At 62.5% G+C, this 11,495-nt stretch carries 16 protein-coding genes and 1 other RNA gene; 11 read left to right on the forward strand and 6 right to left on the reverse strand.

The features are described 5' to 3' along the window. Together JWR51_RS15695 and tkt are read right to left on the reverse strand one after the other, a co-directional pair. Positions 1-679: type I glyceraldehyde-3-phosphate dehydrogenase (locus tag JWR51_RS15695; RefSeq protein WP_299749403.1), on the reverse strand; the 679-nt coding region annotated here is incomplete at its 3' end. 48 nt (positions 680-727) lie between these two features. Then, positions 728-2,701: a transketolase gene (gene tkt / locus JWR51_RS15700; protein WP_299749405.1), complete on the reverse strand. Its 1,974-nt coding sequence runs from the start codon at positions 2,699-2,701 to the stop codon at positions 728-730. 189 nt (positions 2,702-2,890) lie between these two features. Between tkt and JWR51_RS15705 the strand changes: the two genes are divergently transcribed. Both JWR51_RS15705 and zapA read left to right on the forward strand, forming a co-directional pair. Then, complete coding sequence (locus tag JWR51_RS15705) at positions 2,891-3,172, forward strand: DUF4164 family protein (RefSeq protein WP_299749408.1); 282 nt, start codon at positions 2,891-2,893, stop codon at positions 3,170-3,172. Between the two features lie 11 nt (positions 3,173-3,183). Beyond that, positions 3,184-3,555, forward strand: a complete 372-nt coding sequence (zapA, locus tag JWR51_RS15710; protein WP_299749410.1) for a cell division protein ZapA — start codon at positions 3,184-3,186, stop codon at positions 3,553-3,555. On the opposite strand, the gene JWR51_RS15715 is transcribed toward zapA, so the two are convergent. Beyond that, complete coding sequence (locus tag JWR51_RS15715; RefSeq protein WP_299749413.1) at positions 3,552-4,454, reverse strand: lytic transglycosylase domain-containing protein; 903 nt, start codon at positions 4,452-4,454, stop codon at positions 3,552-3,554. The genes zapA and JWR51_RS15715 overlap by 4 nt on opposite strands. A gap of 113 nt (positions 4,455-4,567) precedes the next feature. Between JWR51_RS15715 and JWR51_RS15720 the strand changes: the two genes are divergently transcribed. The 5 genes from JWR51_RS15720 (at position 4,568) to JWR51_RS15735 (ending at position 6,728) form a co-directional block, all read left to right on the forward strand. Further along, entirely contained in the window at positions 4,568-4,813 is a 246-nt protein-coding gene (locus JWR51_RS15720) for a type II toxin-antitoxin system ParD family antitoxin (protein ID WP_299749416.1), read from the forward strand. Next, positions 4,810-5,103: a type II toxin-antitoxin system RelE/ParE family toxin gene (locus JWR51_RS24060; RefSeq protein WP_366525603.1), complete on the forward strand. Its 294-nt coding sequence runs from the start codon at positions 4,810-4,812 to the stop codon at positions 5,101-5,103. Before JWR51_RS15720 ends, JWR51_RS24060 begins: the two co-directional genes overlap by 4 nt. A gap of 39 nt (positions 5,104-5,142) precedes the next feature. After that, a non-coding RNA gene (gene ssrS, locus JWR51_RS15725) (6S RNA) lies at positions 5,143-5,300 on the forward strand. A 28-nt stretch (positions 5,301-5,328) separates the two neighbouring features. Then, positions 5,329-5,916, forward strand: a complete 588-nt coding sequence (locus JWR51_RS15730; protein WP_299749419.1) for a 5-formyltetrahydrofolate cyclo-ligase — start codon at positions 5,329-5,331, stop codon at positions 5,914-5,916. Further along, on the forward strand, positions 5,913-6,728 hold the full coding sequence (locus JWR51_RS15735; RefSeq protein ID WP_299749421.1) for a TIGR00282 family metallophosphoesterase: 816 nt from the start codon (positions 5,913-5,915) through the stop codon (positions 6,726-6,728). Before JWR51_RS15730 ends, JWR51_RS15735 begins: the two co-directional genes overlap by 4 nt. On the opposite strand, the gene JWR51_RS15740 is transcribed toward JWR51_RS15735, so the two are convergent. After that, entirely contained in the window at positions 6,725-7,120 is a 396-nt protein-coding gene (locus JWR51_RS15740) for a DUF805 domain-containing protein (RefSeq protein ID WP_299749424.1), read from the reverse strand. The genes JWR51_RS15735 and JWR51_RS15740 overlap by 4 nt on opposite strands. A gap of 173 nt (positions 7,121-7,293) precedes the next feature. Here JWR51_RS15740 and JWR51_RS15745 point away from each other — a divergent pair, with 173 nt between their 5' ends. Next, positions 7,294-8,040, forward strand: coding sequence for a YebC/PmpR family DNA-binding transcriptional regulator (locus tag JWR51_RS15745; protein ID WP_299749426.1), 747 nt, complete (start codon positions 7,294-7,296; stop codon positions 8,038-8,040). A 3-nt stretch (positions 8,041-8,043) separates the two neighbouring features. On the opposite strand, the gene JWR51_RS15750 is transcribed toward JWR51_RS15745, so the two are convergent. Beyond that, positions 8,044-8,826, reverse strand: a complete 783-nt coding sequence (locus JWR51_RS15750; RefSeq protein ID WP_299749429.1) for a GGDEF domain-containing protein — start codon at positions 8,824-8,826, stop codon at positions 8,044-8,046. A gap of 121 nt (positions 8,827-8,947) precedes the next feature. Continuing rightward, complete coding sequence (locus JWR51_RS15755) at positions 8,948-9,643, reverse strand: GGDEF domain-containing protein (protein WP_299749432.1); 696 nt, start codon at positions 9,641-9,643, stop codon at positions 8,948-8,950. 225 nt (positions 9,644-9,868) lie between these two features. Here JWR51_RS15755 and ruvC point away from each other — a divergent pair, with 225 nt between their 5' ends. Genes ruvC through JWR51_RS15770 form a run of 3 tightly spaced genes read left to right on the forward strand, consistent with a single transcriptional unit; the run spans position 9,869 to position 11,477 of the window. Continuing rightward, complete coding sequence (gene ruvC, locus JWR51_RS15760; protein ID WP_299749435.1) at positions 9,869-10,375, forward strand: crossover junction endodeoxyribonuclease RuvC; 507 nt, start codon at positions 9,869-9,871, stop codon at positions 10,373-10,375. Beyond that, positions 10,372-10,989 carry a Holliday junction branch migration protein RuvA gene (ruvA, locus tag JWR51_RS15765; RefSeq protein ID WP_299749438.1) on the forward strand — a complete coding sequence of 206 codons (618 nt, stop codon included), beginning with the start codon at positions 10,372-10,374 and terminating at the stop codon, positions 10,987-10,989. The genes ruvC and ruvA overlap by 4 nt, the downstream gene beginning before the upstream one ends. Further along, positions 10,986-11,477: a hypothetical protein gene (locus JWR51_RS15770; protein WP_299749440.1), complete on the forward strand. Its 492-nt coding sequence runs from the start codon at positions 10,986-10,988 to the stop codon at positions 11,475-11,477. Before ruvA ends, JWR51_RS15770 begins: the two co-directional genes overlap by 4 nt. The last annotated feature ends 18 nt before the right edge of the window (positions 11,478-11,495 follow it).

Consider the following 11,495-nt stretch of genomic DNA (forward strand, 5'->3'; position numbering starts at 1 on the left):
GGCCGTTCAACTCGGGCAGCACCAGGCCCACGGCCTTGGCGGCGCCGGTCGAAGTCGGGATCATCGACAGCGCGGCGGCACGGCCGCGATAGAGATCCTTGTGCATGGTGTCGAGCGTCGGCTGGTCACCGGTATAGGAATGGATGGTGGTCATCATTCCCTTTTCGATGCCGACGGTCTCGTTCAGCACATAGGCGAGCGGGGCCAGGCAATTGGTGGTGCACGAGGCGTTGGAGACGATGACGTGCTCGTGCGTCAGCTTCTGGTGGTTGATGCCATAGACCACGGTCAGGTCGGAGCCTTCGCCGGGGGCGGAGATCAGCACCTTCTTGGCGCCGGCCTTGAGGTGCATCGCGGCCTTGTCGCGGGCGGTGAAGATGCCGGTGCATTCCAGAGCGATGTCGACGCCCATGGCGGCGTGTGGCAGCTCTTCGGGATTGCGGACCGCGGTCACCTTGATGGGGCCACGACCCACATCGATGGTGTCGCCATCGACGACGACGTCGCCCTTGAAGCGGCCGTGTACGCTATCGAAGCGGAACAGGTGCGCATTGGTCTCGACCGGGCCGAGATCGTTGATCGCGACCACTTCGATATCGGTGCGGCCCGACTCGATGATGGCGCGGAGGACATTGCGGCCGATGCGGCCAAAGCCGTTGATGGCGACGCGAACTGCCATGGGAAGTTTTCCTTAGAGTAGTGTGGCGGGGGAGGAGCCGAGGGCTTCTTACAACTGCGCGGTGACGGCTTCAACAACGGCTTTGGCCGTAATACCAAAGTGCTCATAGAGCGCCTCGATCGGGCCTGAGGCGCCGAAGCCGTGCATGCCAACGAAGCGGCCCTTGCGGCCCAGGATGTGATCCCAGCTCATCTTGATGCCGGCCTCGATGGCGACACGCGCCACGCCCCTGCCGATGATCTCGTCCTGGTAGGCCTCGGACTGCTTGGCGAACAGCTCCATGGATGGCACAGAGACGACGCGGGCCTTGATGCCCTGCTCGGTCAACTGCTTATAGGCATCGATGGCGATGGCCACTTCCGAGCCGGTGGCGAAGATCACCGCGTCGGCCTTGGCATCGCCGACCAGCGTGTAGGCGCCCTTGGCCGATTTGTTTTCGGCGGTGTATTCGGTGCGTACGGTCGGCAGGTTCTGGCGCGACAGCGCCAGGATCGAGGGATGATCGGCGGTTTCGAGCGCGATCTGCCAGCATTCGGCGGTTTCGACCGCGTCGGCCGGGCGGAAGACCAAGAGGTCGGGGATAGCGCGCAGGGCGCTCAGATGTTCTACCGGCTGATGGGTCGGGCCGTCTTCGCCCAGGCCGATCGAGTCGTGGGTCATCACATAGATGACGCGCTGGCCCATGATCGCCGAGAGGCGGATGGCGGGGCGGGCATAATCGGTGAAGCACATGAAGGTGCCACCGTAAGGGATCAAGCCGCCATGCAGCGCGATGCCATTCATGGCAGCGGCCATGACATGCTCGCGGATGCCATACATCATATAGCGGCCGGAATAATTGTCGGGCTGGAAGGGCTTGGTGTCCGGCGTATTGGTGAGGTTGGAATGCGTCAGGTCGGCGGAGCCGGCCTGGACCTCGGGGATCGCCTTGGTGATGACTTCAAGCGCCATCTGGCTGGCCTTGCGCGAGGCAACCTTGGGCTGGTCGACGGTCAGCTTCTTGATGTGGGCGGCCATGGCGTCGGCGAAACCGGACGGCAGGATGCCGGCCATGCGGCGCTCGAATTCGGCCTTGTTTTCATTGGCGGCGAGACGGGACTGCCATTCGCCGCGGATGTTCTGGCTGCGGGTGCCGGCGGCGCGCCAGGGGTTGAGGATTTCGGCCGGGATTTCGAAGGCCGGGTAGGTGATGCCGAGCGCGGCCTTAGCGCCAGCCAGCTCTTCAGCGCCGAGCGCTGCGCCATGCACCTTTTCGGTGCCCTGCTTCTTGGGCGCGCCGAAGCCGATAATGGTCTTGGCGGCGATCATGGTGGGCTTGTCGGACTTCTTGGCGTCGAGCAAGGCCGCCTCGATCGCAGCCTGGTCGTGGCCGTCGATCTCGATGACGTTCCACTGGCAGGCCTTGAAGCGGGCGACCTGGTCGGTGCTGTCGGCGTTGGACACGGCGCCGTCGATGGTGATGGAATTGTTGTCCCAGATCACCACCAGCTTATGCAGCTTGAGGTGGCCGGCCAGCGCGATGGCTTCCTGGGAGATACCTTCCATCAGGCAGCCGTCACCGACGAGGCACCAGGTGTGGTGATCGACAATGTCGCTGCCGAATTCGGCGGCGAGCTTGGCTTCAGCCACGGCCATGCCAACGGCATTGCCGATGCCCTGGCCGAGTGGGCCGGTGGTGGTTTCGATGCCTTGGGCGAAATGATATTCGGGATGGCCGGCGGTCTTGGAGCCGAGCTGGCGGAAATTCTTGATCTGCTCGATGGTCATGTCCTCGTAGCCGAGGAGATAGAGCGAGGAGTAGAGCAGCATCGAGCCGTGGCCGGCCGACAGGACGAAGCGATCGCGATCAGGCCATTTGCTGTCTGTGGGATCGAACTTCATCACCTTGGTGAACAGCACCGTGGCGATATCGGCGCAGCCCATGGGCAGGCCTGGGTGGCCGGAATTGGCTTTTTCGACCGCGTCCATCGATAGGGAGCGGATCGCATTGGCCAAATCGTTCTGCTGGGCTGTGTTCGTCATCTGCCGTTCCGCTTTCTCGTGTCGCATAAAACTGTGGAGAAGCGGCCGCGCGAGCCCGCTTCCAAAGGCGGTTCGAGGCATAACAGGTTCCGATTGACTGTCAATGACGGTGGGGTCGGACGTTGCATCACTGGCCCCCTGGGGCTAACTGATAGGCGTGAACGACTTAGGTCGAGGATGTCACGGACGATGAGCGAGACCCAACAGCAGGACGGCATGGAGGCGGCCAATGGCCGGTTCGATCATGCGATGGCGCGGCTCGATGCCAGCGTCAAAAACCTCAATGGCCGCATCAGGCAGCTCAATCGCATGGAAGTGGATACCCAGCGGCTGGTGACCGAGCGGGCGAGGCTGGCGACCGAACTGGACAAGGCGGCGGCGCGGGCCAAGCGCCTCGATGATAGCGCCCATGACGTGTCGCGGCGCCTGGTCGAAGCGATGGAAACCGTGCGCGAAGTGTTGGCGAAGTAGGATTTTTTCCGATGCCCGAAGTCAATGTCGAGATCAATGGCCGCAAGTATCGCATGGCCTGCGAAGAGGGCCAGCAATCGCATCTGATCGGGCTGGCGGCGCGGTTCAATGCTCAGGTTGAGGGGCTCAAGGGCGCGGTCGGCGAGATTGGCGATAACCGGCTGACGGTAATGGCTGGAATTGCCGTGGTGGATGAACTGGCCGAGGCGGAGCGCAAGATCAAGGAATTGCAGACCGAAGTGACGGTGCTGACGCGCGCCGGCCAGGAAGTGTCGGCTGAAATCGAAGCGCTGGAAGAGCGCTTTGCCGCCAAGCTGGATGAAGCCGCGCGCAAGCTCGAATCGGTGGCGACGGCCCTGGATGAGACCGGCCTGGTGCCTTAAGGCCCGTTCTTCTGAACGATGCAATTGCCGCCAGCGGCCAGGAGGGCGTTGCAGAGCTGTTGGGCTTCCTTGCGGGTCGGGCGGCCCACCATGGCGGAATAGCGGGTGCGCGGGCCAAAGTTGGAATTGCGCACTGAAATCAGCATCAGTTTTTCAGGTCCTAGGACTGTGGCGTAGCTGGCTTGCGCACGGTTGAAGCGGCGCATCACCAGGTCGCGGCCGAAATTCTGCGCGATCAATATGCCCCAGGGCTGCCACACCGCCGGATCGGGCACGAATTCCGGCATCGGAATGGCCTTGGCCATGTCGACGCAGGCGGAAATGAAACCCTGGTCGGGCTGCAGTGCGTAGTCGAGTGCCTCCGGGGCAGCGCCGAGCCAATAGTCGATCGGGCGGCCGGTGATGATCGAGACATAGTCGCGGGTCTCGAATGGCACGCCGCTCCCTGCCATGACGACGCGAGTCATGCGGCCCTCGCCGGCATTATAGGCTGCGGCGGCCAAGCCCAGATTGCCGTATTTGACTTCGAGTTCGCGCAGATATTCGGCTGATTTCGCCAAGGCGGAGGCGGGATCGAAGGCATTGTCCAGCCGGCGCAGCCTTGCGGTGCCGGCCATGAATTGGGCAATGCCCTGCGCTCCGGCCGGACTGATCGCCGCCGGGTCGAAGCGGCTTTCCTGCCAGATCAGGCGGGCGAAAAAGGCCTCGGGCAGTTCATAGCGCTTGGCGAGGGTGGCGATGGCCTCGCAGACATCGACGACATAGGCCGCGGGGCGAATGCAGATCCTGAGACCGTCGAGCGTGGTGCAGGAGGCGGCTTGGGCGTCCTCGGCCACCGCGCCCGGCGCACTGAGCATCAGCGCCAGCATGACAAGCCAAAGGTGGATCAACAACCGCACCGCACACCTCGATAGCAACCGCAGACTATTGTCGCCCCGCAACGCCCGCAAGGATGACTTCGTATGGCAAGCTTTGCCAAAATGTGCTATTGGTTCGGGAAAGGAGATTTGCCATGGCCACGATGAACGTATCGCTCCCCGACCAGATGAAGGACTGGGTGGAGGCACAAGTGCGGGATGGAAAGTACGGAAATTCCAGCGATTACGTGCGCGATCTGATCCGTCACGATCAGGAGCGGGCGGAAAAGCTGACTGAATTCCAGCGTTTGGTTCAGGAAGGCTACGATAGCGGGATTAGCCCGCTATCCATGGATGACATTAGAACCGTGGCACGTCGCGAGGCGGGCCTGCGAGATTGAGGGGCCCATTTAGTCTAAGCGAAGCGGCTGAGCGTGATCTGATCGAAATTTATAAACAGGGACTTGTCGATTTCGGCGAAAAGGCCGCCGATCGCTATCATGACGAATTGCACCGGACGTTTTCGTTTCTTGCAATGTTTCCTGACGCTGGTCGCGAACGACCGGAAAGTGGTCGGCCGGTTCGATCGCAGCCGAAGAGCTCGCACGTGATCATTTACGAGGTGGTTGCCGAGGGCATTCGCGTCGTCAGGATATTTCATCATTTGCAAGACTGGCAGGACAAACTTTAATTCCCGCTTTGCACTCCCCGCATGAACGCACTATATCTACCCTTGCTGCCCGGCGCGTGTGGATACCTATATCCCCGGGGCCTTAACGATCCTTAGGGAGCTGTCCCTGACTGGGCTCCTGGGCTCAGACATACGGCGCCCACCTACGTAAAGTAGGTTCCCGGGATCGTGTATCCCACGGCCAGGGCGGCACCTATTTTCCGGCGGACGGACCAACGGCGCGGCATGGCTGACGACACAATCGAAAATGCCAAGGCGGCGCTGCGTCTTAAGGCCCATGCAGCGCGCGCAGCCCTGCCGCAGGGCATCCGCACCGAGGCGGCGCAGGCCGTCGCCGAGCACTTCTTCAATCATATCGAACTGCCATCGGGCGCCGTCGTGGCGGCCTATTGGCGCATTCGCGACGAGTTGGATTGCCAGCCCATCCTGGTGCGGCTGATGGATAGTTTCCAACCTGTCGTGCTGCCGGTGGTGCTGGGGCCCGAAGAGCCTCTGGAAATGCGTGTCTGGGAGCAAGGCGCCGCGCTTTATCCCGCGGGATTCGGTACGCTGGCGCCGGCCGAGCTGGCGCCGCAGGCGGAGCCGGACGTGGTGCTGATGCCGCTTTTGGGATTTGACCGGATGGGCACGCGGCTGGGCTATGGCGGCGGCTATTATGACCGGACGCTGGTCCGCCTGCGCAAGAAACCTCGGCTGATCGGGCTGGCTTTCGCCGCCCAGGAACTCGATGCCATTCCGCGTGAGGCGCATGACATTCCGCTCGATGTCGTGGTGACCGAGACCGGCGTGCGCCATTTCGGATCGCCGCAATGAAATTTCTGTTTCTGGGCGATGTCGTCGGCCGCGCCGGGCGCGATGCGGTGGCGGAGCGCCTACCGGGCATCATTGCCACCTATGGCTTCGATTTCGTGGTGGTCAATGGCGAGAATGCCAGCCACGGCAACGGATTGACCGAGGCCCATTTCATCGGCATCCGCGATGCGGGCGCCGATATCGTGACGCTGGGCGACCATGCCTTCGACCGGCGCGAGACGCTGACCTATATCGAGCGCGAAACCACGCTGGTGCGGCCGATCAATATGGCGCCGGGCACGCCGGGACGCGGCGCGATGTTTATCGAGGGTCGCAATGGTCACCGGGTGCTGGTGGTCAATGCGCTGGGCCGAGTGTTCATGGGGCCGGCCGACGATCCGTTCCGCGCCGTCGAGGCAGCGGTGGCGGCGTGCCCTCTGGGCGAGCAAGCCGATGCGATCATCGTGGATTTCCACACCGAGGCGACCTCGGAAATCCAGGCCATGGGGCATTTTCTCGATGGCCGGGTGTCGCTGGTGGTGGGCACCCATACCCATATCCCGACCTCGGATCATCGCATCCTCAAGGGCGGCACGGCGCTGATGGCCGATGCCGGCATGTGCGGCGATTATGATTCGGTGATTGGCGTCGAAGCCGATGAACCGCTCAACCGGTTCCTGACCGGCATCATGGGCGGTCGCTTCTCGCCGGCCGAGGGCGAGGCGACGCTGTCGGGCGTGGCAGTGCAAACCGATCCGCGTACCGGGCTGGCGACCAAGGTGCTGCCGGTGCGGATCGGTGGGGTTCTGGCGCAGGCAGTGCCGGAGTTCTAGGCCTGCTTGCCCGGCCACAAGAACAGCCAGAGCGATGCCACGACGGCCAGGATGATGGCGATGACCGGCGCGATCAACATTATCGCAGCCACGAGGATATTGGCGCCAACCAGGTAAAGCCAGGAATAGCCGAGGTCGCGCAGGCGCTTTACTTGCAGCGTCAGCGTCGGCCAGGCGGTCAGCACATAGGCCAGCATCTGCGCCTCGGTCTGGGCCATGGTCAGATCGTCAGCGGTCCATGGCTGGCCATCATTGGTCGGGCCGACCATGAGTTGAACCAGGATGCGGCCGAACAGATAGGTCACCAGCACCAGGAAAAAGAAGGCGAGCGCGAATTCCTGCCGGTTCAGCCGGCCGCGCCACGAGAAAAAGCACCAAAGCAAGGGTTGCACACACGGTCTCCAATAGCGGCGCATGGTGCATATCATGAGGCGCGCGCCAAGGGGGCTTGGCAGATGTGGTTATCGATTGCGCGCGCGGACGAGAGCGACGTGCAAGCTTCACAATTGGCTTTTGTGCCCCTATAAGCCAAGCAAAATCACGATAAGCATAGATGGGGACCAGAATGGCAGGCCATTCACACGCCAAGAATATCATGCACCGCAAGGGCAAGAGCGACGCGGTTCGCTCCAAGGTGTTTTCCAAGCTGGCGCGCGAAATCACCGTCGCTGCCAAGCTGGGCATGCCCGATCCGGCCTTCAATTCCCGCTTGCGCCTGGCGGTCAACAACGCCCGCGCCCTGTCGATGCCGCGCGACAATATTGAACGCGCCATCAAGAAGGCCATCGGCAATGATGGCGATAATTACGAAGAAATCCGCTACGAGGGCTATGGCCCCGGCGGCGTCGCCATCATCGTCGAGACGCTGACCGACAACCGCAATCGCACCGCCTCCAATGTGCGCTCGACCTTCTCCAAGAATGGTGGCGCCATGGGCGAAACCAATTCGGTCGGCTTCATGTTCGACAAGATCGGCGAGATCGAATACCCGATCAAGGCCGGTTCGGCCGACAAGATCATGGAAGCGGCCATCGAAGCCGGCGCCGATGATGTCGAGAGCGACGAGGACGGCCACTGGATCTACACCTCGTTCGAGGCGATGATCGAAGTGTCAGCGGCGCTGGAAAAGGTGCTGGGCGAGGCCGAATCGATCAAGGCGATCTGGAAGCCCCAGACCAACACGCCGATCGACGCTGAAAAGGGCGCCACCCTGATGAAGCTGATCAACCTGCTCGAGGAAGATGACGACGTACAGAACGTCTATTCCAACTTCGAGATGAGCGACGAGGACATGGCCAAGCTCGAGGCCTGATCCCTAGCTGGCCTTGCTGAGCGCGATATCGGGATAGTCGGTGGCGTGCACGATGGTGACGCGGTTACGGCCGGCTTCCTTGGCATTGTAGAGGCGCTGGTCGGCGATGCGGAACAGTTCGGAGAAGCTGGCGCTGCCCTCGAAGACCGCGCCCCCAATGCTGACCGAAAGTTGTCGCGGCCGGCCATCGGGTGAAAAAATCGCCAGATTGACTGAGCGGCGGATGCGTTCGGCAGCCAGTTCGGCACCATGGTGGTCGACGCCGGGCAGGTAGACGCCGAATTCCTCCCCACCCATGCGCCCGACCAGCTCGCCGGCCCGCAGGGTCGAGCGGATGGCGCGGGCGATAATGGTCAAGGCCTCGTCGCCGGCATCATGGCCGTACAGGTCGTTGATGGCCTTGAAGTTATCGGCGTCGATCATCAGCAGGGCGCCGCTGGGCTGCGGATTGGTGTGGGCCAGCAGCGTCATGACCTTGGTGGCAAACGCGCCCCGGTTGAGGCAGGAGGTCAGGCTGTCGGTGCGGGCGACCAGCCCCAGCCGCAGATTGCTCAGCGCCAGGCCGCGCAGGCGCATGCTCATGTAAAAGAACAGCGGTACCCCCAAAAGGATCGGCAGGATCGTCGCACTGATCATCGAGCGCCACTGCGCCCGGGCGCTAAGGTCGCCGAAGATGACGCTGTTGACCGCGATCGAGACCAGCACGCAGCCCAGGGTGCCGAACAAGGTCCACCGGGCAACGCTCGACCAGAGATGCAAGCCTTTGCGGGATCTGGAAAGGGCCATGAAAATCTCTCTGCATATAGCGCAATGATCCAGTGTCCGGCCGCTGTGGGGAGCGGCCGGACCAAAATTGTACGGTGTCCGTCGGTTCAGGTCGCCCGCCGTTCCACCAGGGGAGCGGCAATCAGGCGGCCTGCATCATGTCGACGCGATCGCGGCCGTGGCTCTTGGCCTGGTAGAGGCGCTGATCGGCAAGGCGATAGAGGTCGTTGAAATCGGCGCATCGGGCAAAGGTAGCCCCGCCGATGCTGACCGAGAGCGGGCAGGCAGTGTCATGTGGCGAAAATTGCAGCGAGGCGACCGCATGGCGAATGCGTTCGGCCACCTGGTCGGCCGTGCCTGGATCGGCGCCGACCAGGTAGACGCCGAATTCTTCCCCGCCCATGCGCCCCACCAGGTCGGAGGCGCGCACGCTGCTGCGGATGGTATCGGCCATCAGCTTGAGCGCTGCATCGCCCTGCTGATGGCCAAAGCGGTCATTGACCTGCTTGAAGTCATCGGCATCGATGATCAGCAGGGCCGCGCCATCGCTGGTGGCCGAGACGGCGCGCCGCTTCAGGTCGGCCAGCACCCGCTTGGTGAAGGCGCCCCGGTTGAGGCAATCGGTCAGCCAGTCGGTATTGGCCAGCAGTTCAAGTTGCCGGTTGGCATGCCGCAATTGTTCGTGCCGCAGCGTCAGGTAAAACAGCATCGGCCCGCCCAGCACCAGCGGCATCAGCACGGCGACCATCAGGCCGGGTACATTGAGGCCGGCGGAAAACACTTCCATGAAAATGTTGGTCAATATGATCGAAACCGCGATGGAGGCGGCCAGTGTCAATCCTGCGTTCCGCCAGATGCGGTTCCAAGTCCGCGGCGGCAGTTTGGCACGTGCGCTCATCGGTTTACTTTCATGCATTCCCGGGCCGAACACTATGGACGGGTCTTGAAGAAGGTATTGGCGAGACGGCCGCAATTTTATCCAATGCGGGTTTTCCACCGCGCCTGTTGCCGTTTTGTTCACTTTGGGGTTGGTAGAGTGATCGCGCCTCATTAAAGGTGGGTCATGAGCAAAGCTGTGCGAATCATCGGTATCGATCCGGGCCTGCGCCGATGCGGCTGGGGCGTCATCGAATCGGAAGGTAACAGATTGGTGTTCGTTGCCTGCGGAACGCTGACGCCGCCGACCGATGGAGCGCTGGCCGACCGGCTGGCCGCCCTCTTTGCCGGCGTTAACGACCTGCTCGACCGGTTCGCCCCCGACGAGGCCGCGGTCGAGGAGACCTTCGTCAATGCGGGACCGCGCTCGGCGCTGATTCTGGGGCAGGCGCGGGGTGTGGTGTTGATGACGCCGGCGGCGCGCGGCGTGCCGGTCGCCGAATATGCGGCGAACCTGGTCAAGAAATCCGTGGTCGGCACCGGTCACGCCGAAAAGGGGCAGGTCGGGCTGATGGTCAAGACCTTGATGCCGGCAGCCGATTTCAAGGGCGAAGACGCGGCGGATGCGCTGGCGATCGCCATTTGCCATGCCCATCATCGGGTCGCGGCGCAGCGCTTGAGGGCAATCGCATGATCGGCAAGCTCAAGGGCATGGTCGACAGTTTCGCTGATGACAGCGTGCTGATCGATTGCGGCGGCGTCTGCTACGAAACCTTCTGCTCCTCGCGCACGCTGCAGGCGCTGCCGCGCGTCGGCGAGGCCACGGTGGTGTTCATCGAAACCATCGTGCGCGAAGACATGATCCGGCTTTATGGGTTTTCCACGGAGGCCGAAAAGGCCTGGTTCAATTTGTTGATGACCGTGCAGGGGGTCGGTGCGCGCGTGGCGCTGGCGATCCTGTCAGCGCTATCGCCCTCGGAAATTTCCAGTGCCATTGCCCTGCAGGACAAGGCGATGATGGGACGGGCCAGTGGTGTCGGGCCGAAACTGGCCATCCGGCTGGTCACCGAGCTCAAGGGCAAGGTGCCTGCAACCGGTGGCGTAGACGCCGGGGTGCTCGGCCTGCAATCGGCCCTGGGCGACGGGTTGGCATCAAGCAATATCACTGACGCGGTCTCGGCTCTCACCAATCTCGGCTATTCCAGCGCCCAGGCCTCCGCCGCCCTGGCGCGGATCGTGGCACGCGAGGGGGATGGGACGCCAACCGAGAAGCTGATCCGGCTGGGGTTGCGGGAGTTGAGTAGTTGAGGCGGAGGGGACTGCTGGAAACGCTGGCCGCTTCGGGGCGGCTGGCCTTCTATGTCTGGCTGATAGCCGTGGTGGCAACGTTGCCCGTATTTTTCGTGGTCAGCCGAACGCCCGACTACTGGACCGGGTTGGCCGCCGTCGGATCCGTCGTGGCGGCGATCATGGGAACTTGGGCAGTTTTGTTGATACCGCCTTTGCTTTGTTGGATCGTCCTGCTGCTGCTTCTGGATCGGACGCCCCTGTCCAAATCCTGGTTGCAGCATGTCCTTCTCTCCGCGCTGGCGGGCCTTCTGGGCTGCGCAGCATACTACCTGTTGTACCTGCTGTTGCGGAGCGGGACGGATGGGGTCTCGAACGGCTATCTTGCGTTCGGCATTTTCGTTCCAATGGCCTGCGTTGTATTGTTTCCCATCTTCGCCTTGGTATTCAAGCGCTACCACGGCTGGCTGAGGCTAAGCGCATTTTTTGCTGAAGACGCCAGGAGTTGAGTAGTTGAGCGGTTTGAC

It is taken from the genome of Devosia sp., assembly GCF_028290625.1.
Classification (GTDB): Bacteria; Pseudomonadota; Alphaproteobacteria; order Rhizobiales; family Devosiaceae; genus Devosia.

Bases quoted from the DNA above. Each gene is read 5' to 3' on its own strand.
- tkt (WP_299749405.1), bottom strand. From the start codon at position 2,701: ATGACGAACACAGCCCAGCAGAACGATTTGGCCAATGCGATCCGCTCC.
- JWR51_RS15705 (WP_299749408.1), top strand. From the start codon at position 2,891: ATGAGCGAGACCCAACAGCAGGACGGCATGGAGGCGGCCAATGGCCGG.
- zapA (WP_299749410.1), top strand. From the start codon at position 3,184: ATGCCCGAAGTCAATGTCGAGATCAATGGCCGCAAGTATCGCATGGCC.
- JWR51_RS15720 (WP_299749416.1), top strand. From the start codon at position 4,568: ATGGCCACGATGAACGTATCGCTCCCCGACCAGATGAAGGACTGGGTG.
- JWR51_RS15730 (WP_299749419.1), top strand. From the start codon at position 5,329: ATGGCTGACGACACAATCGAAAATGCCAAGGCGGCGCTGCGTCTTAAG.
- JWR51_RS15735 (WP_299749421.1), top strand. From the start codon at position 5,913: ATGAAATTTCTGTTTCTGGGCGATGTCGTCGGCCGCGCCGGGCGCGAT.
- JWR51_RS15745 (WP_299749426.1), top strand. From the start codon at position 7,294: ATGGCAGGCCATTCACACGCCAAGAATATCATGCACCGCAAGGGCAAG.
- JWR51_RS15750 (WP_299749429.1), bottom strand. From the start codon at position 8,826: ATGGCCCTTTCCAGATCCCGCAAAGGCTTGCATCTCTGGTCGAGCGTT.
- ruvC (WP_299749435.1), top strand. From the start codon at position 9,869: ATGAGCAAAGCTGTGCGAATCATCGGTATCGATCCGGGCCTGCGCCGA.
- ruvA (WP_299749438.1), top strand. From the start codon at position 10,372: ATGATCGGCAAGCTCAAGGGCATGGTCGACAGTTTCGCTGATGACAGC.